Source organism: Shimia ponticola, assembly GCF_007995215.1.
Taxonomy (GTDB): Bacteria; Pseudomonadota; Alphaproteobacteria; order Rhodobacterales; family Rhodobacteraceae; genus Shimia_B; species Shimia_B ponticola.
In genome coordinates, this window is record NZ_VCDK01000003.1 from 1,213,982 (window position 1) to 1,237,870 (window position 23,889).

The 23,889-nt window shown below is 59.9% G+C and carries 19 protein-coding genes; 4 read left to right on the forward strand and 15 right to left on the reverse strand.

The window, feature by feature from the left end; all coding sequences use genetic code 11:
* Positions 1-29: 29 nt before the first annotated feature.
* Entirely contained in the window at positions 30-1,127 is a 1,098-nt protein-coding gene (ychF, locus tag FE702_RS09305; RefSeq protein ID WP_147125964.1) for a redox-regulated ATPase YchF, read from the reverse strand.
* A 69-nt stretch (positions 1,128-1,196) separates the two neighbouring features.
* Here ychF and FE702_RS09310 point away from each other — a divergent pair, with 69 nt between their 5' ends.
* Both FE702_RS09310 and trpA read left to right on the forward strand, forming a co-directional pair.
* A complete protein-coding gene (locus tag FE702_RS09310; RefSeq protein ID WP_222611795.1) occupies positions 1,197-1,613 on the forward strand; it encodes a VOC family protein in 417 nt (138 codons plus the stop codon).
* A 69-nt stretch (positions 1,614-1,682) separates the two neighbouring features.
* Positions 1,683-2,474 carry a tryptophan synthase subunit alpha gene (trpA, locus tag FE702_RS09315; protein WP_147126182.1) on the forward strand — a complete coding sequence of 264 codons (792 nt, stop codon included), beginning with the start codon at positions 1,683-1,685 and terminating at the stop codon, positions 2,472-2,474.
* A gap of 25 nt (positions 2,475-2,499) precedes the next feature.
* Here the strand turns inward: trpA and FE702_RS09320 are convergent, their stop codons facing one another.
* The 8 genes from FE702_RS09320 to rpe all read right to left on the reverse strand — a co-directional run bounded on the left by FE702_RS09320 (position 2,500) and on the right by rpe (position 14,540).
* Complete coding sequence (locus FE702_RS09320; protein WP_147125965.1) at positions 2,500-2,970, reverse strand: hypothetical protein; 471 nt, start codon at positions 2,968-2,970, stop codon at positions 2,500-2,502.
* A 92-nt stretch (positions 2,971-3,062) separates the two neighbouring features.
* Positions 3,063-4,256, reverse strand: coding sequence for a beta-barrel domain-containing protein (locus tag FE702_RS09325; protein ID WP_255449642.1), 1,194 nt, complete (start codon positions 4,254-4,256; stop codon positions 3,063-3,065).
* Entirely contained in the window at positions 4,253-6,469 is a 2,217-nt protein-coding gene (locus FE702_RS09330; RefSeq protein WP_147125966.1) for an ATP-binding cassette domain-containing protein, read from the reverse strand. Before FE702_RS09330 ends, FE702_RS09325 begins: the two co-directional genes overlap by 4 nt.
* The gene (locus FE702_RS09335) at positions 6,466-7,701 is read right to left on the reverse strand and encodes a TolC family protein (RefSeq protein ID WP_147125967.1); all 1,236 of its coding nucleotides are present in this window, start codon (positions 7,699-7,701) and stop codon (positions 6,466-6,468) included. The genes FE702_RS09330 and FE702_RS09335 overlap by 4 nt, the downstream gene beginning before the upstream one ends.
* 150 nt (positions 7,702-7,851) lie before the next feature.
* Positions 7,852-11,877, reverse strand: coding sequence for a beta strand repeat-containing protein (locus tag FE702_RS09340; protein WP_186827035.1), 4,026 nt, complete (start codon positions 11,875-11,877; stop codon positions 7,852-7,854).
* Positions 11,878-12,048: 171 nt separating this feature from the next.
* Positions 12,049-13,038 (reverse strand): sensor histidine kinase, encoded by a 990-nt coding sequence (locus tag FE702_RS09350; protein WP_186827036.1) that lies wholly within the window; start codon positions 13,036-13,038, stop codon positions 12,049-12,051.
* 4 nt (positions 13,039-13,042) lie between these two features.
* Complete coding sequence (locus FE702_RS09355; protein ID WP_346722155.1) at positions 13,043-13,738, reverse strand: response regulator transcription factor; 696 nt, start codon at positions 13,736-13,738, stop codon at positions 13,043-13,045.
* Positions 13,739-13,847: 109 nt separating this feature from the next.
* The gene (rpe, locus tag FE702_RS09360) at positions 13,848-14,540 is read right to left on the reverse strand and encodes a ribulose-phosphate 3-epimerase (RefSeq protein WP_147125971.1); all 693 of its coding nucleotides are present in this window, start codon (positions 14,538-14,540) and stop codon (positions 13,848-13,850) included.
* A gap of 61 nt (positions 14,541-14,601) precedes the next feature.
* Here rpe and deoC point away from each other — a divergent pair, with 61 nt between their 5' ends.
* Together deoC and FE702_RS09370 are read left to right on the forward strand one after the other, a co-directional pair.
* A complete protein-coding gene (gene deoC, locus FE702_RS09365; protein WP_147125972.1) occupies positions 14,602-15,597 on the forward strand; it encodes a deoxyribose-phosphate aldolase in 996 nt (331 codons plus the stop codon).
* Positions 15,598-16,006: 409 nt separating this feature from the next.
* On the forward strand, positions 16,007-18,337 hold the full coding sequence (locus FE702_RS09370; protein ID WP_147125973.1) for an aldehyde dehydrogenase family protein: 2,331 nt from the start codon (positions 16,007-16,009) through the stop codon (positions 18,335-18,337).
* Positions 18,338-18,488: 151 nt separating this feature from the next.
* Here FE702_RS09370 and FE702_RS09375 read toward each other — a convergent pair whose 3' ends face one another.
* The 6 genes from FE702_RS09375 to FE702_RS09400 form a co-directional block, all read right to left on the reverse strand.
* The gene (locus FE702_RS09375; protein ID WP_186827037.1) at positions 18,489-19,052 is read right to left on the reverse strand and encodes a DUF1523 family protein; all 564 of its coding nucleotides are present in this window, start codon (positions 19,050-19,052) and stop codon (positions 18,489-18,491) included.
* A 7-nt stretch (positions 19,053-19,059) separates the two neighbouring features.
* Positions 19,060-19,323, reverse strand: a complete 264-nt coding sequence (locus FE702_RS09380; RefSeq protein WP_147125975.1) for a hypothetical protein — start codon at positions 19,321-19,323, stop codon at positions 19,060-19,062.
* Entirely contained in the window at positions 19,323-20,717 is a 1,395-nt protein-coding gene (locus FE702_RS09385) for a DUF6638 family protein (protein ID WP_147125976.1), read from the reverse strand. Before FE702_RS09385 ends, FE702_RS09380 begins: the two co-directional genes overlap by 1 nt.
* Positions 20,714-21,073: a hypothetical protein gene (locus FE702_RS09390; RefSeq protein WP_147125977.1), complete on the reverse strand. Its 360-nt coding sequence runs from the start codon at positions 21,071-21,073 to the stop codon at positions 20,714-20,716. Before FE702_RS09390 ends, FE702_RS09385 begins: the two co-directional genes overlap by 4 nt.
* Complete coding sequence (locus FE702_RS09395; RefSeq protein WP_147125978.1) at positions 21,070-21,384, reverse strand: hypothetical protein; 315 nt, start codon at positions 21,382-21,384, stop codon at positions 21,070-21,072. The genes FE702_RS09390 and FE702_RS09395 overlap by 4 nt, the downstream gene beginning before the upstream one ends.
* Positions 21,385-21,720: 336 nt before the next feature.
* On the reverse strand, positions 21,721-23,883 hold the full coding sequence (locus FE702_RS09400; protein ID WP_147125979.1) for an AAA family ATPase: 2,163 nt from the start codon (positions 23,881-23,883) through the stop codon (positions 21,721-21,723).
* Between the last annotated feature and the right edge of the window lie 6 nt (positions 23,884-23,889).

A 23,889-nucleotide genomic window follows, 5' to 3' on the forward strand; every position in this document is an offset into this window, starting at 1 on the left:
GCCCAGTTGTCAAACCTGTTTGATCGGGCTCAGTTATTGAACAGGAAGTGAAGCACGTCGCCGTCCTTGACCATGTAGCCTTTGCCCTCTGCGCGCATTTTACCGGCTTCTTTCGCGGCCTGTTCACCGCCCAAGGTGACATAGTCGTCATAGGCAATGGTCTCGGCGCGGATAAAGCCCTTTTCAAAGTCGCCATGGATCACGCCAGCGGCCTGCGGAGCCATGGTGCCTGCTTTGATCGTCCAGGCGCGGGCCTCTTTGGGACCGGCGGTGAAATAGGTTTCAAGATGCAAGAGCTCATAGCCTGCGCGGATCAATCGATCCAACCCGGCTTCCTCAAGCCCCATCTCAGACAGGAACATCTCAGCCTCTTCATCCTCTAGCTGACTGATCTCTTCTTCGATCTGGGCCGAGATGATGACGTGCGAATTGCTCTGAGCAGCAGCCATTTCGGCGACCTTCGCAGAGTGTTCATTGCCTTCGGAGGCCTCGGATTCTCCTACGTTGCAAACATAGAGAACGGGCTTCGTCGTCAAAAGCTGCAGCATCTTCCACGCCTTGGCGTCTTCTTCATCGACCTCGACAACACGCGCAGGTTGGCCATTTTCCAACGCTTCCATGGCCATCTTCAGTAGACGTTCCTGCTGCACAGCTTCCTTGTCGCCGCCGCGGATCTTGCGGACGATGTTTTGCAGGCGCTTTTCGATGCTTTCCATGTCGGCCAGCATCAATTCCATTTCGATCGTTTCGGCATCTGCGACTGGGTCAACGCGGCCTTCAACGTGGGTTACGTCGCCGTCTTCAAAACAGCGCAGCACATGCGCGATGGCATCGACCTCGCGGATATTGGCCAGAAACTGGTTTCCCAGCCCCTCGCCCTTGGACGCGCCTTTGACCAGACCGGCAATGTCGACAAAGGTCATTCGCGTCGGGATCACTTGCTTGGACTTGGCAATCTCGGCCAGCTTGTCGAGGCGTTTGTCCGGCACGGCGACCTCACCCACGTTGGGCTCAATCGTGCAAAACGGAAAATTCGCCGCCTGCGCCGCTGCCGTCTTCGTCAGGGCGTTGAACAGCGTCGACTTACCCACGTTGGGCAGCCCCACGATTCCCATTTTGAAACCCATGCCAGACCTCCTGTCTTGATCGGTTTGCTCTCTAGGCCCAAGCTGGTCGCAGGACAAGGAGGCTTCGTCATGGAGATCAACACTTACCTCACCTTCGACGGGACGGCGCGCGAAGCAATCATGTTCTACGCCAAGGTCTTTGACACGGAACCTATGGCGATGATGACTTTCGGTGAAATGCCCGATGGCGGACCAGACCCCGATCTGAAGGACAGGCTGGCCCATGCGCGCATCAAAATTCATGGCCGCGATCTCATGGTCTCGGACACTGGACCGTGGTCACCACATCAAGGGTTTTCAGGCTTTAGCGTGCAGGTCGATTGCGACACGGTCGAAGAGGCCCACCGCATCTTTGCCGCCTTGGCCGAAGGCGGCGCGCAGACCATGCCGATCGCAGAAACCTTTTGGGCAACCGCATTTGGCATGTGTACCGACCAATTTGGCGTGCCTTGGATGGTCAATTGTGACACGCCGAGCGTTGCCTGACGCGCCGCGCGGTTGACGTTGGACGAATTCCCCCGCAAGAGGTCTCGACATGCCAAGGGGGACACCATGATTTCACGGATCGACGCAAAATTCGCAGAGCTTCAGGCCAGAGGGCAAAAAGCCTTTGTTGCCTATGTGATGGCGGGCGATCCAAACTATGAGGCTTCGGTCGAGATCGTAAAAGGCTTGCCGGGCGCTGGCGTCGACATCATCGAATTGGGTTTGCCCTTTACCGATCCGATGGCCGACGGCCCGACCATCCAGCTGGCTGGCCAGCGCGCACTAGAACAGGGCATGACGCTCGACAAAACGCTCGATGTCGCGCGCGCCCTTCGGGAAACGGATGACACAACCCCAATCGTGATGATGGGCTATTACAACCCGATCTATTCACGCGGCGTGGACCTGTTTCTGGAGCAAGCCAAAGAGGCAGGCATCGATGGGCTGATCATCGTGGACCTGCCGCCGGAGGAAGACAGCGAGCTTTGCATTCCAGCGCAAAATGCCGGGCTGAACTTTATCCGTCTGTCGACGCCCACGACCGATGACAAACGTCTGCCAACCGTTCTGCAAAACACGTCAGGATTTGTTTACTACGTGTCGATCACCGGGATCACCGGGTCCGCGGCTGCCCAGTCGGCAGATGTCGCCCCAGAAGTGTCGCGCATCAAATCTGCAACGGACCTGCCTGTTATCGTGGGCTTTGGTATCAAAACCCCAGAGGCAAGCCGGGACATCGCAAGTGTTGCAGACGGCGCAGTGGTCGGTTCGGCCATCGTCGAACGGATCGCTGCCGGTGACAGCACCGCCGACGTCCTTGCCTTTGTGAAATCGCTGGCAGACGGCGCGCACTCCGCCTGAAGATCGGCGGTCGTCCGGCTGGCCATCATAGCCGGATACCGTACCGGTCCACATTGCGCATGACCCGCGCTGTTGGCGTCGTGCCGCTCCACTTTGCACCGGGAAACCGATCTTCAAAGCGGCGGGCAATATCCAGATATAGGTTCAGCCAACACGCCTTGTGGCCGACGCAGTTGCGTTTGAACGCGGCCACATGCGCGATCTCATGGGTGACATTCACGACCCCCGTTCCGCCGGGCAGAACGGTGCTAAGTTCCACTGTGCCAGCGCTAGACGCTTTGCCATAGTTCGTGCGCGATGTGGTAAATTCAAACCGCCTGACCCCGGCACGTAGCGCTTCCTCTGTCACAAATGCCGCCATCGCCTCATCCGGCATAAAGGCAGCAACTTGTGCATACATACGCTGGTAGCGCAGGCTGTCCGTTTCGGGACCCGAGGACATGCACCCCGCTAAAGCCGTCATCGCCGATACCAAAACCACGCCACTGAAACGCATCTGTCCCTCCGAGATCGGCCGCAACGGCCTGTTCGTGTACAGGCTAACAGTCGCACATGCCTCTGGACAGCATTGATGCTTGGAGCTGCGGGTTAAGGCTCTCTGAACGCCTCTTTGCTCTTGTAGAGCGGTTTCAGCAGGTATTGCAGGATTGTCTTGGCTCCGGTCTGCAACTCGACAGTTGCCCGCATACCCGGGCGGATTTCCACCGCGCGTTGCCTTGCTGTCAGCTTGCTTCGATCCACCGAAACGGTGACGCGATAATGCGGGTCGCCATCGACGACGCGGTCGTCCTTGAACGTGTCGGCCGAGATGAACTGAACCCGGCCTTCGAGTGACCCGTAGATCGTGTAGTCATAGGCCGACAATTTGATCGTCGCGGCCTGACCGCGTTTGACGTTGGCGATGTCTTCCGGAGCGACCTGTGCCTCGATCAGCATCTCTTCATCCAGAGGAATGATTTGCGCAATCTCTTCGCCGGGGCGCACTACGCCGCCGATGGTCGTGACCGACAGGTTGTTCACGATGCCCCGCATGGGGCTTACCAGTGTTGTGCGGTTCAATTGGTCCTGGCTCAGCTTCAAGTTCTGCTTCAGGGTCGCGATCTCTTTCAGCGTATCCGAATAAGCCCCGGCACGCTCCAGCTGCATCTGTGTCACGACCTCATCGTAACGCGCCTTGGCGTCGCCATGCGCCTTGCGCGCACGGGTCACTTCGATCAGCGATACGACCTTCCGCTCAAGAAGGTTTTCCAACAGGCTCAGCTCTTGCGCCGCCTGATCGAGAACCGATTTCGCACCGGCTGCACGGGATTGGAAATCACCTTGGCGGGCACGCAATAAGGCCTGCTCGGACGCCACAATCTCGGGGTTGCGAACGAACACGGCCTCCGGAACCGGAAACTCGGATTGGCCTTCCATCTCGGCCTCAAGCCGCATCCGCCGGATATCGAGCGCGTTGATCTGATCCTGAAGGTCATCAACGTTACTTTGGAAAGCCGTCGAATGCAGGCGCGCCAAAATGGTGCCGGGTGCAACCATATCGCCTTCCTTGACGCTCAGCTCGGCCAAAATGCCCCCTTCAAGGTTCTGGATTATCTGCGGGCGAGATTGGCTGACAACTTCGCCATCGGCGCGGACAATTTCATCGACCCAGGCAAACCCGGCCCAAAGGATGAAGGCAAAGACCGAGGCGGTGACCAACCAGATTGTCCAGCTTGGACGCCTCAGGGCGTGCTCAAGATGTGCGTCGATGGTCGTGGCAGACATGTCAGGGGCAAGCGTCATGCATTGGCCTCCTTCGCCTTGTTCAAATGAGCCAGAACGGCGTCACGGGGGCCGTCCACTGCCAGACGTCCGTTTTGCAGGATAAAGGTGCGCTCGGTCAGTTGCAGGATCGGAACGCGGTGCGTAGCGATGATCGCCGTGCGACCTTCCAGCCAGCGCTCGAGCCTGCGGATCAGCGCACCTTCCAGTGTTTGGTCCAACGCGGCTGTGGGTTCGTCCAACAGAACGACCGACGGATCTTGCAGCCACATGCGCGCCCAGCCGATGGATTGCCGTTGACCAACACTCAGCCCCTCGCCGCCATCGCGAATGTCCAGATCAAGGCCCTTGTGGTGGCCGCGCACAAATGGACCAAGCCCGGCGAAATCAAGCGCCTCCAGCAGTCGGTCATCATCGCGTTCCAATTGGTTCAGGTTGAGGTTGTCGCGCAGGGTACCCGAGAACAGGCGCACGTCCTGACTCAGGTACCCTACGGCCCGGCGGATATCTCGGGGTTCGATCTGGCCGATGTCGACGCCATCCAGCAGGACGCGGCCCGTTGTCGGCGCATAAAGGCCTGACATGATTTTGAGCAGAGTCGACTTACCCTGCCCGTTGGTGCCCAACACCGCCACGTTTTGACCGGCTTCGATGCTCACACCGCCAATCTCAAGCGTCGGCGGCCCATCTTCCTCGTAGCGGAAGGTCATATCGCGAATTTCGAACGACCCAGCGATCTTTTCGCGGCGTAGGTAGGTGCGGTCCTCTTGTACCTCTTGCTCGGCTTCGATGACCATCTCCAGCCCGTCGAGCGCCGTTTTCACGTTGCTCCAGCGCGCCATCGTTCCGGCCAATTGGGTCAACGGCGCCAAAGTCCGCGATGTCAGGATGCCGATTGCAATGATCGAGCCCACGGTGAAGTTGCCAGCAAACACCATGAAGGTGCCCACGATCACGGCGGTCACGTAGGTCGCCTGCTGCACCCCTTGACTCCAGAACGTCAGCGCGGATGCAAGGCGGCGCTGTTCGGAAGACGTGACGGATGACAGGCCGTTCAACTCGTTCCAAATACGCTGAAACCGATCCTCAGCGCGATGCGCTTTGAGGGTATCCAGTTCAAAGATCGCCTCCTGCAAGACGCGCGAGGCCTGCGCATTGGCCCCCTGTGCGTCGCGGGTCAGTTGCAGCATCTTGCGTTGCAGGAAATACCCCGGCAGCACCATCAACAGACCGCCAAGGATCAGCACCCAGACGAGGTGTCCACCAATCGATGCGACGAGCGCGAGGAAGATCACGATAAACGGAATGTCGGCCAGAGCGCCGATGGTCGAGGCGGTAAAAAACTCACGCACTGAGGCGAATTCCCGCATGGAGGCAAAGATGCTCGAATTCGCCATCGGTTTTCGGTCAGACCGCATGCCCAGAATGCGCCGCATCAGACTGTCTTGAACTTTCAGTTCAATCGCCCGCCCTGCGCCGTCCATCAAACGCGCGCGGCTGATCTTCAACAGAGCTTCGAGCAGCAAAGCAACGAACGCCCCGGTTGCCAGAACCCAGAGCGTGGCCGTGCTTTCGTGGGGGATCACACGGTCATATACCTGCAACGAAAACAGCGCGACCGAGACGGCAAGCATGTTTGCCACAAGCGATCCCATGACGATATCGCCTAGGATCGTGCGGTATTTCAGGAATTGACCCCAAAACCAATGAAGCTTTTGATCGGTTTTGATATGTGTTTTGCGAAGCTGGCCCAGCGTGGCTTCGGCGCGCACAACGAGGCCTGTAAAGTAAGGCTCAAACTCATCAGCCGGAACAATCAATTCGTTGTCCACTTCGGCGCTGTCGTAAATCCGCAGCCCCGCGTCGGATTGGCCCAGCACCAAGACGAACTGGCCAGAATACATCTGCGCAAGCGCAGGCCAGTTGTCCGGTGTACAGCTTGACGCCGTAAAAATGGAAGGCGTCAGATCGGCGGTCGCGAGGACCGACGCGACGGCCGTGGCCGTCATGTTGCCCTCTTCGTCCAATCCGACCTTTGCCAGCACTTCGAGCGCGTCGGTCAAAATGACATCGGCACCCAGAACACCGCCATAGGCTTGGATCAATTGCGCCCTTGCGCGATCATCCGACGAGTATTTTGGCTGGCGCTCGGAATTTGCCGCAGGCTCAGACGAGACGACCCCGAGAATACCGGCCTGAGTCATCTTGTCGGCAAGCGCGGCGTCCTCGCTCATATTTTGGCCCCGTCGACCAAGGCTCCGAATTGCGAAGCGATCTCAAGCCGGACCCGAATGCGATCATATTTCAGCTGGACATATTCCCGCTCGAGGCGCATCGCCGTCTCATAGTTGCTGATCACTTCCATGATCGAACGAACGCCGGCTTCGAATTGCTGCTGGAACAACACCTGGTTTTCGCGTGCGCTCGCGGCCAACGCCTTGGCTTGCGCTTCTTGCCGCTCCAAAGCCGTCATTTGCTGTGACAGGCGCCGCAGCTTGCGGTTGCTGTCTTCGACGGCCTGCGCGACTCGGCGGTTCGCGGCATCTTCGGCGGCTTGCACAGCAGCCAGTTGATCGCGAATGCCCACTCCAATCAATTCAGGCGAGGCAATGTCCAGATTGGCTCCGCCGTTTTCGCCAATGGTTCCGTTGATCGTCGCGCCCGGCAAATACTGGGCGCGCGTAATCCGCGCTTGCGCAATATCCCGGCTCCGGAACGCTTCGGCCTCAAGAACGGCGAGCGGCTTTAACCCAGTTGGTGCGGTTTCAATGGTTGCCAAGCCGTTGACGTTCACCAGACTTCCATCTGCCATGGCGTTCAGTTCGGCCAAGGCGACCTGCGCCTTTTCACGGTCGGCGATTGTCTGATTGCGCGCCTCGCGCAGCTTGTTTGCAATCACGCGCTGATCCGAGAGGTCGGACACGCCACCGCGCACCCGTTCGCCCATGATCCCGTGGAAATATTCCAGCCGTTTTTCTGCCTGCGCCGACACATGCGCAGCCTCACGGGCCTGTTGCCCCTTGAGGTAGAGGCTCAGAGCCTCAAGCACCCGCTCATTGGTTTCGGTCGACAACGCGACGGCTACGGCCTCGACATCCGCTGCCGCAAAGTCCCGTTCTGCCTTTTTCAGACCATTGTCATAGACCACCTGTTGGACAAGCAATCCGGTGACCACCGATCCCAGTGACGACAACGAGATGTTAGGCCCAATCTTGGGAAGCCAGTTCTTGGACGCAGCCTTCGCCCGAAGGCGGGCGGCGCGCAAATCGGCCTCTGCCGGGCGGGCGTTCGCGGCCAACACGCTGTCCGCGACCGTCTCAAAGGACGTTCCCGATTTCACGACAGATTTTCGGTAAAGAAGGCTGTCGATGATGGCCGAGTCCTCGGCCTGCGCAAAGCTCTGCGGAATCGCAGCGCGCGTCACCGGCGGTGCTTTTGTGGTCTTTTGCGTTGTAATCTGCGTCATGCAGCCGGCCAAAGCCGTAGATGCACAAAGCGCAACGATACCGTTTACAAGCTGCCGTTTCACCAGCTGCCCCCTTCTACCGCTCGATGTTCGCCCCTTTTTTTGTGCGGGTGGCCCCCTTGTTTTGTCGGAGGCCTTCCCGCTGGAGCTTTAGATGACGACGTTGATATCTTGGTCGATCACGACCGAGACACCGCCATCGCCAAGGGTATAGACGTCGTAGTCTTGCGTACCGATCCGCTGTACCTGACCTGTGCGCACCGCGCCGGTCATTGTGACGTGATCGTCTTGACCGCCATGGATCGTCAACGTGTCAGTGTTGTCCGACAGTGACCGCACCATGTCTGCCGTCAGGGTCAGATCAGCGTCCGACGCGTATTGCAGGTCCACGGCTTCAATCTCGAAGCCGGCCAGACCGGAATTCGTCAGATCGACCGTTGGATCGGTTTCGCTTTCGGTCACAAACAGGGTCGAGGTGGAGTTGCCCGCCGCGTCTTCTGCCGTGACAACAAGATCTGAGCCATCAGACACTGGCGCTGTGAAGTTGAAGCGCAACTCGCCAAAGCCCGGGTCTTCATTGACCGAGTAGTTCAGCTCTTGCACCGCGCCCGCAGTTGTCAGTTCCGCGATTTCGATCGTGTCGTCCGTGTCCAGCGTCGAGATGCTGCGCAGCCCCGAGAAACCGGTCGAGAACGCCGTTATCAGCGGAGCACCCGGCGCCTCTGTGTCGAGCAGGAAGTCTGCTGTGACGGTCGCTTGGTTACCAAAGCTGTCTGTTGCGCTGACGCTGACATCTGCGGTGTATTCGCCCGATGGGATTTCTCCGGCGGCATAGGTCACTGTCCAGCTTCCGTCGAAACCGACAGTTGCCTGACGCGTCACACCTTCGAGTGTGACGGACACCGAAGATCCCGGTTCGACCGTACCACCCAATGTGATGCCATCGGCAGCCGCCGACGCATTCAACGTTTCCCCGGTTTCAACCGGCAGGGATGTGATGGCCAGATTTTCGACAGCGGTATCGACCTGCACCGTGCTGGTGATCAGATCGGTGTTGCCAGCCGCATCCGTGGCTTCGGCCCGCAATGTGGCGACATAACTGCCGTCAGGGATCTGGGATGCCGAGAATTCGGCGGCCCATGTGCCGTCGGCGGCGACCAGCGCCTGCGCCGTCACGCTGCCAAAGCTGACGAGAACGGTAGACCCCGGCTCGACGATGCCACGTACGACGACGCCGTCAGAGGCCTCTGCGCCCGTGATACGGCCGTCTCCTTCAACCGGTGCCGCGCTGAAGGCCAGCGGCGAAAGTTCGGTGTCTACCTGAACGGTATCTGACGCCGTTGCCGTGTTTCCTGCGGCATCAGTCGTCGTCGCAGTGATGTTGGCCGTGTAGGTCCCGGCAGGGATTTCCGTGCTTGCGTAATAGGCCGACCACGATCCATCAGGACCCGCGATAACAGTCTTGGAAACGGACCCCAGCAGAACCGTAACCACGGCCCCAGCGTCGGCGCTGCCTGTGACTGTCACGCCATCCGCTGCTTCAACCTCGTTGATGACGTCATCGCCCTCGATTGGCGCGCCCGAGATAGAGAGCGACCCGGCGACGGTATCGACATCAACATCCTGCGCCAGGGTGTCGGTGTTCCCGGCGGCGTCTGTAGATGTCACGGTCAAAACGGTTGAATACTGGCCACTTGGGATGTCGCCGGCGTCCAGCGTCACGCTCCATGTGCCATCTGGCTGCACAAAGACCGATTGCGTCAGTCCAGCCATGGTCAGTGTCAGCGTGCTACCCGGCTCTGTGGTCCCGGACACGGTCACGCCGCCATTCAATTCATCCGCGCCCAACAAACCGTCACCGCCAACAGTGCCAGAAGTCACGGCAAAGCCGTCAACGCTGGTGTCGACCCGGACCGGAAGGCTATCGGTCGCGACGTTGCCCGATGGGCTGGTCGCTGTTGCGGTTGCAGAGGTCAGGTAAGTACCGCTTGGTACGTTGCCTGCAGCAAACGACGCCGCCCAGGTACCGTCTGCGGCAACCACGGCTGCCACGCTTGCGCCCGCGAATTCGACCATGACGGACGAACCAGGCTGTGTCGTACCCGTGATGACCACACCGTCAGCGGCCTCGACCCCGTTCACCACGTTGTCGCCTTCGACAGGTGCAGGGCCAACGGCCACGAAGCCCAAGGTATCAAGCTCAACAGTGCCAGAATCAGTTGCCGTGTTCCCGGCAGCATCGGTTGCCGTGACCGACATATCCAACGTCATCACACCAGATGGAAGATCGCCGGAGGTAAAGCTTGCGGTCCAAGTGCCATCGCTTGCCACCGTCGCCGTGCGCGTGATGCCATGCAGCGTCACGCTGACGGTCGCGTCAGGCTGAGTTGTGCCGGTCAGGACGATGCCTGCATTGGCCTCTTGAGCCGTGATCATGTTGTCGCCGACCTGCGTGTCGTCCAACGCCACGTTGATCTCGGTATCGATCGTGATCGAGCCAACGGCCGTGGTCACGTTGCCTGCGGCATCGGTTGCCGTCGCCGTAACGGCCTGTTCGCTTTCGCCCGAAGGAATCCCGGAGGCAGGGACATCGACAGTCCAGACGCCAGCCTCATCGACCGTTGCGGTATAGGTGTTGCCAGCAAAGTCGACGCTGACACTTGATCCCGGCTGTGTCGTACCGGTCAATGTGATGCCGTCAGCGGCCTCGGTCGCGTTGACCATCCCGTCGCTTTCAACGGTGGCAGTCTCAACCGAGACCTCGCCGAGGGTATCAACACGGACAGGCGCGCGCGCCGTCGTGACGTTGCCGCCCGCGTCGATTGTCGTCGCAACAAGCTCGGTGCCGTATTCACCCGGAGGCAAGGCACCGGGGCCGAAGTTCGCGGTCCAATTCCCATCCGCATCAGCCTGCGTGGTCACTGTGACCCCGGCCAACGTCAGTGAGACGGTCACGCCCGGAGAGGCCGTGCCATTCACAAACACGCCTGCGTCGTTTTCCGTGTCATTGATGATATCGTCGATCGCGATGCCACCCGGTGCCACTTCCAGCGCTTCGGCGGCTGTATCGACCTGAATCGCATCGGTCACGGTTGTGACATTGCCCGCTGCGTCCGTGGCGGTCAGCGTGACAGGTACCGTGTATTCGCCCTCTGGAAGAATGCTTTCGGGGATGCTGACAAACCAAGTGCCATCATCAGCCACGAGAGCCGAACGACCTTGGCCGTTGATATCCACCCGGATTGTTGCGCCCGCTTCGCCGGTGCCGCTGATTTCGACGCCGCCTTCATGCCATTCGGCATTGATGATGTCGCCGTTGGACACGACGCCAGTTGAGAACTCGGCAGCTGGTGCATCCGTGTCGACCACCACGTTGGGGCCTGTGATCGTTTCTGGATCGCCGCCACCCGGAGGTGTAAATTCGATTATTGTTTGGTGATCGCCATCGGCTGGCAGGTCTTCTGCCGGGATCGTAATGGCCCAAGTGCCATCGTCACCAGCGGTGGTTTCGGCAACCGTGTCGCCAATCGTGACGGTCACAACAGTGCCCGGCTCGGCGCCACCGCCCAAGCTCAGATCAGCTGTGTCCATGTTGACGATGATGTCGCCGGTGTTGGTCACGGTGTTTGGCAACGGATCGCTCCCGCCGCCGCCACCATTTCCGCCGCCACCGCCGCCGCCGCCGCCGATCACGGCCGCGCCTGCAGCAAGACCTGCTGCGCCGACAGCCGTGCCGCCAAGGCCGCCGCCAAGGAACAAAGGCACTGCTGCCATGGTGGTTTCAGTTTCCGTGACAACGCCGCTTGAGGCTTCGAACAATAGTTCGCCTTCAGCAGTGGTCTGCGCGGCGGAGTCGTAATGCGCGTAGTTCGTCCGGCCCCAGCTTTCCGAGAAGGTGATTTCAACCAACTGGTTATCTGCGCTCAAATAGAGCCTGCTGTCAGTGACCTGGACTTCCGAGAAGAAGCCCTCAAGGACGAGAACCCGTCCATCTGACAAATAAATCTCTAGGGTGTTTCCGATGCGTCGATAGTCCGAAATATCGCCTTGAGCGAGATTCAGTGACACCTCTGACGAGGTATCCACGACTATCACATTGTTAGCGCCCGATGCGCCTACGGTACCACGAACGAGACGGCCCACGCCGTCGCGAACGACATAATCAATCGCTGCCATTAGTCTACCACCTTACCTCAGTGTCCGGCTTCTTATCCGAGCCGGTACGTTGCCACTTATGTGACTTGCGCTCGACAATATCGAATCACTTGACCCTGCGCCAATGTTTTTTGACCTGCGGGGAAAGAAAAACGAATCGCGTCAGAATTCTGTGCGAATTCGCCACGATTTCTACGTCAGGTTGTTCGCAGGTCTTTGAAAACAAAGGTCAAACGTGGCTCCCGGTTGATTGCCCGAAAACGTGACACTTCCGCCGCGCGATTGAACGATTCGTTGAATTAAAAAAAGTCCGAGCCCCATCCCACCGCTATCTCTGCGGGTGGTAAAGAATGGATCGAACATCTTTTCGGCGTTTTTCTGCGACACGCCACGACCGTCATCGGCGACGGAAAAGCCGTGCTCGGTGGCCGTAATGCAGACCGTCTTTGCGCCATGATCGCGGGCGTTCAAAAGCAGATGATCAAGGACCAGTTCCAGTTGCGGTGACGGCAATGGCGCTTTGGGCGCGCCCTCGCACTCAAGGGTCAGCCCCAACCTTTGCGCCACGGCGTGTGCAGTTTCGGCCACAGGTTGCGGATCACACTCTCGTGCCTCTGCGGTGTCCGCCTGCGCCACGGCCCGCATGGCAACCAGCAGGTTTTCCATGCGGCTCGACGCTTCGGCGATCGTCTTCACCAATTCCGCACGCTGCGCAGCATCAATGTCGTCGTTCAGCAACTCAGCGGCCGCCCGGATCGATGTCAGCGGCGAACGCAACTCATGGGTCACGTGCGCCGAGTAGCTCGACAGGTCCGCCACACGCCACTGTAGTTCATCCCCCATGCGCAGGAGGCTTTCTGCCATGTCGCCAAATTCCCGCGTGCCGAGCCGCTCTGGACCCGCCACGGGGACCGCTGGGCTGTGCCGTATGGCATCGGCCCAGCTGACCAGCGACGCCGAGGGCCGCAGGATCAATCGCGCCAGCAACCAGCCAAGGATCACTGTCACAATCAGCGCAACCAGACTGATCGTCACGACCGCCGCCATCCACCCCATGACGGGCGCAGCATAGCGCAGGACAAACAATCCAAGGATCGGCAGAACCAAAACGCTGAGCAGCGTGCCGCCGAGGACCAGCGCCAGCGGAGGCCGCCATTTGCGAATGATGCCGTGGCGGGTCACGTGTTCAGCCCACCGTGTGGCAAGGCGTCTGACACGGACCCAGCCGCACTCCGACGCCATGCAAAGTCTCAACCACGTCCATGCATCCGGCATCACGCAGTTTCGAGCGGATGTTGCGCAGATGGCTGTCTAACGTCCTGTCCGACACAATAATGCCGGGGCCATAGACGCTGTCTGTCAGGGAAACACGGCTATGGATTTGATCCGGATGCGCGACCAAACGGGCGAGGATGGCCATTTCGCGCCCCGTCAACTGCACCCGTGCGTCCCCAACGCGAACCTGATGCGCCTCTACATCGACATGCAGAAGTCCGCGCTGAAACGTTGTCTGCGCCGGGCGCACCGTCCGTTTGAGGATCGCTGCGACACGCGCCACCAATTCGCGGGGCGAAAAGGGTTTGGTGACATAGTCATCAGCCCCAAGCTCAAGACCGACAACCCGGTCGATTTCATCATCACGAGCCGTCAAAAAAAGAATTGGCACTTGGTCGGAGGCTCTGATTTGGCGGCACACCTCGAACCCGTCCGCTTCGGGCAAACCGATATCCAGAACGATCAAATCAAACCGACCAGAACGCGCCTTGGCCAAGGCTTCGGCCCCGTCGCCTGCGTCTTCGATGCTGTGTCCGGCTTGGCTAAGCGCGATCCGCACAACATTCCGAATAGAGGGGTCGTCATCAACGATGAGCAGATTTGGCACGATCTAGGCCTCCGATGGGCAAGAATTGTCCCACCTTACTGACACAGGTCCCCTGCAGCAATTTCACCCCATTTGTGCAGAACGCGTGCAGACACCTGCACGGCTTTCTTTATCCCGCGCAGGCCGCCTTGATTGCACGGATATTCTCTCCGTAGGGGGCTGGGTCCTGCACCGAACCGCCTTTGAACACCGCCGAGCCTGCAACGAGGACATCTGCGCCCGCCTCGACCATCAGCGGCGCGGTCGCAGGGGCCATGCCGCCGTCAATCTCGATATGGATCGGACGATCACCGATCATCTCACGCAGGCGGCGCACCTTGTTGCTCATATCGATAAAGGCCTGCCCGCCAAAGCCCGGGTTCACCGTCATGACACAGACCAGATCAACCAGATCCAGTAGCTCAGTGATGCTATCTGCCGGCGTGCCCGGATTCAGCGCAACACCCGCCTTGGCCCCTGCCCCTCGGATCGCCTGCAACGTGCGATGGATATGAGGGCCTGCTTCGACATGGGCCGTGATGAAATCGGCACCTGCCTCTGCAAAGGCGTCGATATATGGATCGACCGGCGCGACCATCAGATGCACGTCCATCACCGTCTTGATGTGCGGCCGGATCGCAGCACAGGTCGTCGCACCAAAGGTGATGTTAGGCACAAAATGCCCATCCATGACGTCGACATGAATCCAGTCTGCGCCTTGCGCCTCAACGGCTTCGATCTCGGCACCGAAATTCGCAAAGTCCGCAGACAGGATGGACGGCGCAATTTTGACCGATCGGTCAAATTTTGGATCGAAAGTCATGGCGTTCTCCTTTGCGGGTCTGATAGTAAGGTCTGACAAACCCGGCAACCGCTAACAGGCCATGACCCAAACCATCGACACCCTTACAACGCCGACCCAGTTGCCGCAGGCCGTTGAGCCGCGCAATCCGGGGATGGAGCTTGATCTGGACTGGGCGCTGGGCGTGCAGGCCAATACATCGGCGATTGAGCGTCGCGCCAAGACTTTGCCGGGGCGAAGGTCGGTAAAAAAGGACTATCAAGCTGCGTGGTTGGCCAAGGCCATCACTCTGATTGATCTGACCACACTTTCGGGTGACGACACCAAGGGGCGCGTCCGCCGTCTTTGTGCAAAGGCACGTCAGCCCGTCCGCAGCAGTCTGCTGGAGGCGATTGGACTTCCTGGTTTAACCACAGGTGCCGTCTGCGTGTATCACGACATGGTCGAAACCGCCGTTGAGGCGCTGCATGGCACAGGCATTCCCGTCGCCGCCGTCTCAACCGGATTTCCAGCTGGCCTATCGCCTTTGCATCTGCGCCTGATGGAAATCGAAGAAAGCGTCAAAGCCGGGGCCGAAGAAATCGACATCGTCATCTCGCGCCGCCACGTGCTGACCCAGAACTGGCAGGCGCTCTATGACGAGATGAAACAGATGCGTGCGGCCTGCGGCGACGCCCATGTCAAAGCGATCCTCGCCACAGGGGAACTCGGCACCCTGCGTAATGTCGCGCGCGCCTCTCTGATCTGCATGATGGCCGGGGCAGACTTCATCAAAACGTCCACCGGCAAGGAACCCGTCAACGCGACCTTGCCCGTGTCGCTCGTCATGATCCGCGCGATCCGCGAGTTTCATGAGCGCACCGGATACCGCGTCGGCTACAAACCCGCCGGCGGCATCTCCAAAGCCAAGGACGCTTTGGTCTATCTGAGCCTGATCAAAGAGGAACTCGGCGACCGGTGGCTGCAACCCGACCTGTTCCGCTTTGGCGCATCGTCGCTGCTGGGCGATATTGAGCGGCAACTGGAACACCATGTGACCGGCGCCTATTCGGCAGGCTATCGGCATGCGATTGGGTGAAAAAAGGAGATAAAGAGTGTTTAGAGTTTTCTCGTTTTTGATTGCAGCAGCGAGCCTATCTGCTTGTGCGAACGAAGTATCTGTGCCCGCGACTGGACGTATAGGAACCGAACTCGCGCAAGGGGCAGCAACTGCTAGGCTGTCTGGCGAAGGTAGTTTTTTTGCCATGACTCCCAGAGGCTTACGGTGCGAAGGAACCTACGACTCGCTCACAACTGAACCGACTTTGAGTGTGCCCATCAGATGCAATGATGGCCGAACCGGCAACCTCATCATCACCCGCCAGCTGAACGGTATAAGCGGGACAGCTATTGGACGCCTCAGTGACGGCACTCTAGGACAATTTGTGTTCGGCGATCTTACTTTTGACCAAGCCTTCGGCGGGTCTGGCGCTTCGACAAGGTAGCAAATGACCATCAAAGACATCTTCGACACCATGGATTACGGCCCAGCCCCAGAGGCCTCCGGCGACGCCCTCGCGTGGCTCGTCGACCAAGGCTCCCGCTTCGGCCACTTCATAGGTGGGTCGTTCACCGACCCAACGGACGATTTCGACAGCAAGAACCCTGCCAACGGCAACACGTTAGCGTCCCTGAGCCAAGCCACCCAATCAGACATTGACGCCGCCGTCGCCGCCGCCCGCAAGGCGCAGCCCAGCTGGGCCCGCGACGGACACAAGCGCGCGCGCGTCCTCTATGCAATCGCACGCCTTCTGCAGAAACACAGCCGCCTCTTTGCCGTGCTGGAAACGCTTGATAACGGCAAACCGATCCGCGAAAGCCGGGACATCGACGTGCCCTTGGCCCAGCGCCATTTCTATTACCACGCGGGCATCGCCCAACTGATGAAGGATGAACTGCCCGACCGCGGGGCGCTTGGGGTTTGTGGTCAGATCATCCCGTGGAACTTCCCCCTCCTGATGCTCGCATGGAAGGTCGCGCCAGCTCTCGCCATGGGCAACACGGTCGTCCTGAAGCCCGCCGAATACACCTCACTCACCGCCCTCCTCTTCGCCGACATCTGCCGCGACGCGGGCGTCCCGAAAGGCGTGGTGAACATCGTCACCGGAGACGGCGCGGTGGGTGAAATGCTCGTGGGCGCCCCTGTCGACAAAATCGCCTTCACCGGCTCCACCTCCGTCGGGCGCAAAATCCGCGAAGCCACCGCCGGACGCGGCATCCCCCTCACGCTCGAACTCGGTGGAAAGTCCCCCTACATCGTCTTCGATGATGCCGATCTCGACAGCGCAATCGAAGGCCTCGTCGACGCCATCTGGTTCAATCAAGGGCAGGTCTGCTGCGCAGGCTCCCGCCTTTTGGTGCAAGAAGGCATCGCTGATCGCTTCTACGACAAACTCCGCGCCCGCATGGCGACGCTGCGCGTGGGCGATCCGCTGGACAAATCTATCGACGTCGGCGCGGTCGTGGACCCTGTCCAATTGCAAACCATCCGCAGCATGGTCGACAGCAACACAAGTGGCGAGGTCTACCATGCCCCCGGCGCGCTTCCTGAAAACGGCTTCTACTACCCGCCCACGCTCATCACAGGCCTCGCCCCGTCAGACCCGCTGATGCAGGAGGAAATCTTTGGCCCAGTTCTCGCCGCCACAACCTTTCGCACACCGGGTGAGGCCGTCGAGGTCGCCAACAACACGCGCTACGGCCTTGCCGCAACCGTCTGGACCGAAAACATCAACCTTGCCCTAGATATCGCGCCAAAACTCGCCACCGGTGTCGTCTGGGTCAACGCCACGAACCTCTTCGACGCAGCCGCAGGGTTCGGCGGCGTCCGCGAAAGCGGCTTTGGCCGCGAAGGCGGTTGGGAAGGGCTGCAAGCCTACACCAAACCCAAAGGCAAACGCGCAGCTTTGAAACCTGTCACGCCCTTTACCGGCGACGGTCAGCCCACCGATCTCGACCGCACCTGCAAACTCTACATCGGCGGCAAACAGGCCCGCCCCGATGGAGGTTACTCACGGAACATCTACGGCCCACGCGGGGCGCTGCTGGGTCAGGCCCCCATCGCCAACCGCAAGGACATCCGCAACGCGGTCGAGGCTGCCGCCAGCGCTGCGAAATCATGGGGCAAAACCACCGGCCACTTGCGCGCGCAAATCCTCTACTACATGGCCGAAAACCTCTCTGCCCGCGCCACCGAATTCGCCGCCCGCATCAACGATCAGGTCGGCGGCCGGTCTGGAGATAAAGAGGTCGACGCCGCCATCAACAGCCTCTTCACATGGGCTGCATGGGCCGACAAACACGATGGCCGCGCCAAAGGCGTCCCGATCCGGGGCGTCGCTCTGGCGATGAACGAACCCGTCGGCACCATCGGCGTGCTCTGCCCCGACGCGCATCCGCTGCTTGGCCTGATCGCCAGCACCGCCCCCGCGATCGCCATGGGCAATGCCGTTGTTGCTGTGGGCAGCCACGCCTACCCGCTCAGCGCCTTGGACTTCACACAAGTGCTCGAAACCTCGGACCTCCCCGGCGGTGTGTTGAACGTCCTAACCGGAGCCCCGGCAGAACTCTCCAAAACGATGGCAAACCACCTCAACGTCGATGCCGTCTGGAGCTTCACGTCCGAGGACGTCTCCGCAGGCATTGAGGCGGCATCCGCTGGCAACCTCAAACGCACTTGGGTTGAAACAACGGCGCGCGACTGGACCACACCAGACGCCCAAGCCTTCCTCCCGCAAGCGACCGAGGTCAAAACCATCTGGGTCCCCTACGGCGAATAACAGCGCCGCGCTTCCGCTTAAGGCGCGCCCAATCCTTCTATGTTTCACAAATACTCTCGCCGAAGGCACGCCGCCGCAAGGCGGCGCCCCCTTTGGTTCAAGCGCACAGCGCGCAGAAGGGAGGCGGGCGGGACCGCCCAGCGCTAAAGCGCTATTCGTCGTCAAATAGCGGATCGATCCGCCGCTCGCGGAACCGCTTCAGGCGCACCGCAATCGCCCAGTAGATCGCAAACAGGATCAGGATCACGGCGATGTTGAAATACGGGATCAAACGCTGATCCGGTCCTTCGGCAGGGGTGATGGACAGCACGTTTGGAAAGATCGTCGGATAGTTCCAACGCCAGCCATAGTGACGCACGATGAACCACTGCTCGCCGGTTTGTTGGGACGCAGCGGTTGCGGCACGGGTCTGGATCGTATCCGAGTTGATCTTGAAATAGGGCGGCCAGCCAAAGACGCCGGTATCTTCGTTGCGGTATTCAATCGGGCGCTCATTCGGGCGCACGGCACGGATGTAGCGAACATCGCGGCTCGCGGTTTCGCTCTCACCCGCGTCGGGCTGAGCATAGAACATGCGCGTCCAGCCGTTGAACGTGGTGATCCGGGTTTCCGCCTGAACGATCTGGACGATGTCGCGTTGCGGCAGGGTATAATGCAAAAAGATGGCCACGATCGCAAAAAAGAACAGCCGCAGCGCCCATTTGAAATAATACATCACACCCTCACGCGTAGTTCTGCCAGTAGAATAGTAACCCGACGAACACGATGGGGACCACATAGACAAGCAGAATCAGCCAAAGTCTGAGCTTCTTGTCGAATTTCGCCATCTCTTCGCGCATCCAGACATCACGGTCGCCCACACGCAGATCGGCGCGCCACTGTTCGGTCAGCTTGTCCTTGCGTTTCGCACGAAGGTAAAACCCGATGCTCAGATACATCGCCGTGCATCCGATCAGGACCACACCAAGAAGTCTTATCAAGGCCATTATCGTCTCCCCAATGCGCCCCAGGGACCGACGCGCGCGATCAGGTCCTCTTCCGGGGGCTGTGTGATGGTCTGGGCCTTGGCAGCACTCCAGGGACCTTTTGCCCGGCGCGCAGGCATCTCTTCCATCGGCGCGTCAAAGCCAAAGAGCGCTGCCCGCGCACCCGCCTTATCCGCCAGATATTCCCGTTCCAGGAAGCGCGAGACAAATTCCTTCTTTGCGTCCGGCCACGTGGCGTAGCGGTCGTAAAACAGTTCCTTGTGGCAGATGAATAGCTGCCGCGCATCCAGCGGAGCGAGTTCAGCCAGCAGACGGTTCACCAAATCCGCATCCGGCACATCCGCGGCCCGCAACGCATAGAAATAGGCCGGGTGATCCGCGTCAATCCGGGGCCACGCGCCCCCTTCTACCGCCCAACGCCGCAACGCCGCCAGACCGTGATAGGCCTCTGGTAAATCGCCCGAGAACTGCCGGGCCAGCGCGCGCAACTGCCGCCTGTCCGGATCGCTGAGATCGACGTTTGATTCAGCAGCGTGGTTGATCAAGATAAAGTCCATCTTCTGCTGCAGGATTGCACCGGCATCCAGCCCGCGCGCCTCGACAATCGGTTCCGCCAAGCCATTCAAAACGAGGAACTTGGCAATCGCCGCGCGGTCCTCCATGGAAAACACGAACTTCGTCGGCACGGCGTCCTTGTTCAGGTCCCCCGCCGCAATCACAGCCGGATGCTCAACATCGCGGAATACGTAAACCCCGCCGAAATGCGCCGACCAGAAATTGCCCTGCTCGAACACCATCTTCTTCAGCGTCACGGGGTTGCGGATCACATCACCCGTTTTCTTGGCCATCGTAATCATGTCTGCGATCAGGACATCGTCGTACCAGGCATCTGGCTCTGACGTGAAAGTGTTGATCATCTGACCCAGCTTCGTCGCGTTGGCCACGGTGTCCTTGGTCGTGTCTGCCTCAATCCTGATCTGCCGGATATCGAACAGACGCGCCGGGCTGGACATATCGAACACGCTGTTCACGAGTTCCCCCGCCACGGCATCCTGCGCAGTCAGAGCAAAAAGCTCGGTCTCGTTCGCCTCGATGAAATCCCGCAGCACCGACCGCGACGTCGAAAACTGCGCCTCAAGCAACGGCGCGCGTTTCTGATCGAGTGTCAGCAAAATGAACTGCCGGTTCACGCCCGCATGGTTCAGGTACATCCGGTCCCCGAACTCCGCCCCGATCTCGGGTGAGTAGCCCGAGATGTCGACGTGGAAATCAGTCAGCGTCGTGCGCTTGCCCGTCAGATGCTCCAACGCCCGGTTATACCGTTCCACCAGGGCCGAGGACGTCACATGCACAAGGTTGCCATACATCAACCCGCGTTCGATCAGGCGTTTCACAGATCAGGCCTCCAATGTTGAGGCTGCATTGCCAGTTGGAGCAGGACCACCGGCCCCCAGATCAGCGCCGTCTGCGCAGCAACCGAGACCAGATGGCCGACACCGGTCAGAAGCAACGATAGCGGCGTTCCCTGCCAGACGTACAGGCCTGCAAGCACCACAGCGGCGAGCACAACCATTGTGAGCGACGAAATCAAAAGGTTCACCCCGAGCCCCGGCATCGACTGCGGCAATTCCTGCGCCAACCGATGCGGCACCCAGAAGGCCACGCCAACAAGGATGACCATCGGCAGGATCAGTTCGACCGAAAACAGGGCTGACGCCCCCAGATCAACTGCCAGATCATCCTCGCTCACGTCTCACTCTCCTCCCGCCGGATCGCCCGCTGGGCTGAGATCACATATGTGATCATCAACATCGGAAGCCAAATCACAGACGAAATCGCCGCCCAATAAAGCGCGATTAGAATGGTCGAATTCTCGCCCTGCCCGCCCACGGCAGAGATCCACACGCCCTGCCACAAAACAACCGTGGCCAGGGTCCACCCAATCACCCAGGCCGACCCAACCGCAAACGCCCTCCGCGTCCGAGGCCGATCCTTCCCACCCCGCAGCCCGAAGTAAAACGCAATGCCCACCGGCATCCCAATTGTGAACAAGATCAGCATCCTAGCCTCCCCACGCCCCGGGCTTGACCTGGGACGCGAGCCAATGCTTGCCACCCTTGGCACCCCACTACCGACCGTCTGGCCCGGTGGAACCACCGGGCCGCGCCCGACCTCCCCCCGGAGGGCGCTCCGGCGATGCTGCGCGCAGCATGTCCGACATGCATGCTTAGATGTGCCACATCAGAACCCACGCCCCGAACGCCCTCCAGGTCGGGCGCGGCCCTATCCACACAAATCTGCGGTAGGACGGGTTTCAACTCCCCAAAGGCCGCCCAACAATGGCTTTCCCAATGATCGCCCACACGCTTTGCAACAAGGCTAAACCATACCACGATCTTAACCCGTCGCATCTCGTTCATGTTTCTCAACAAAGGCTTCGATCGACCCATAATCATTCGCAACATGACGCTGGACGCTGGTCATCATCTTGCTTCCCCGCTCAGGCCACCCGTGGGCTTCAAACATTTCAGCCATTCCCCCGAATACGGATTTTGCGATTTGAGATATCGCTTTGGCGTCCCAGCCCGGCTCTTTGCCCCCATCTTTGGAAGCGATGACAGCATTCGATGTCCGTTTCCCTTCCAACCACCGTCGCTTCGCCTCTTCCTGACGCCCGTAATCCCGCACCATGCCCTCAATCGCGACCTCGTCGGACTTATCCGCGTACCGGAACTCAGAATCCGCGTAGCGGTTGATTTCCTGGATCACCATGTCGGTCGTGATCGGCACGCGCAGTTCGGCAATCATCGCCTTTTTGGTGTCGTAATCTTTCCGCAGGAACAGCTCGGGGTTTTCCATCCACTCATCCGGCAGCTCAAAATCCATCGCGCGGACCTTCACCGCATCGGTGATGTTCTTGATCGCGCGCCCGGTAAACCGCTCATCCGCTTCCTGAATACCCTTCAGATAGGTCCCCATCTTGGCCAGCGTATCAAGCTCACCAATCTGCCCATGGACGCGGTCGAACACCTCAAGCAGCCCCGCCTCAGCCGGGCGATTGTGTTTCTCAAATGACGCCGCCACCGCTGACTTGATCTCTTGCGCGCTCATCAGGTCATGGTCGCCCACGGGGATGCCGTGGTTCTTGCCCATAAGCAGGGCGAGGATGTCGATGTAATCCTCCCGCGTTTGCGGCCCGTCGACGAGGAACCGTGCCCCGGCCCGCTGGCGCAGTGCGTCATCCACATTCTCGGGATAGTTCGAGAACATTCCAAATGTGCAGTTCCCCCGCACAACCGTGTTCGCCCCAGCAAAGCTCTCCATCAGCACAGCAGTAATCTCCAACTGCCCCGCCGAAGACTGCCGGTCCCCACGTTTGCCCGCCAACTGATCAATATCATCAATCGTGCCAAACCCGATCACGCCGGGATCAATCACGTTGTTGATAAACGCCTTCGCATTCTGCCCCGACTTACCCTGATAGCTGTCGATATTGTCCGTGCTCAGGTTCTGGTAGCGGAACGGATAGCCCGCCACGGCGCAGTAATCATTGATCATCCCCGCCATCATCTGGATCAACGTCGTCTTGCCAGTCCCCGGCGCGCCGTCACCCATGAAGGTAAAGATAAACCCACCCAGTTCCGCGAACGGGTTCAGCCGCCGGTCAAAGTCATAGGCCATCAACATCTTCGCCAGCTTCATCGCCTGATATTTGGCGATGTGGTTGCCCACGACCTCATGCGGTTTCTTGAAGGTCATGGTCAGCTTGGACCCCTTGGCCTTCGTGGCAGGCTGGAACCCCCGGATGGGAAAATCATCCGCCTCGACATGCCAAGCAGCCTCTTCAAACGCCGCCAGCCGCGGCGCGGTTGACGCCCGCGCCGCGACCTTGGCCATCAGCTGCTCGGCAAAGGCCAAAACCACAGCGACCAGAGCCTGATCATCCGGCGCGTGGGTCTCGATGTCCTGATCCAACTCCCAAAGCACGCCCTGCAAGGCGAGCGGGGCATTCTCCAGCAGGATCTCCTCCACATCCCCGACCTCAACCGTGGCCTCGGACGCGTGTGGTGCCAGCAGGAACGCCGTAGCCGAGCCAAACACAAAGAGCGTGATCAACGCCTCAGCCTGCAGCAACTCCCCAAACTCGGCGCGCTTCGCCGGTGCCAATGACCCGGCGAGGTTCTCACGCTTCAGCGCCCCTAACTCTGTCCTTTCACCAAAGGCTTCACCCACTGCAAAGGCAATGGCCAGCGCGCGGCGCAAGGCATGCATCACTGTGGCCTGCAATGGCGACGTCAACGCATCATCATCATCCGCCCCCTCAATCGTCGCCCGCAACTGCACCGCCCCGGACGCAACACGCCGGCGCGTCGTCAGCCCAACGGTCGTCGACCGAAATCGCCGCCCGCTCGAAACACCAGGTGATCGCTCAACCGCCACCTCCTTGGCCGTCGCAATCCGCGGCGCATGATCGAACCCGTCCAGAAGGGACAAAGCCGCCGCATAATGCCCGCGAATGTCCTCTTCCCGCAGTTCCATCTGATCCGACGCCTGGCTCATGCCCCA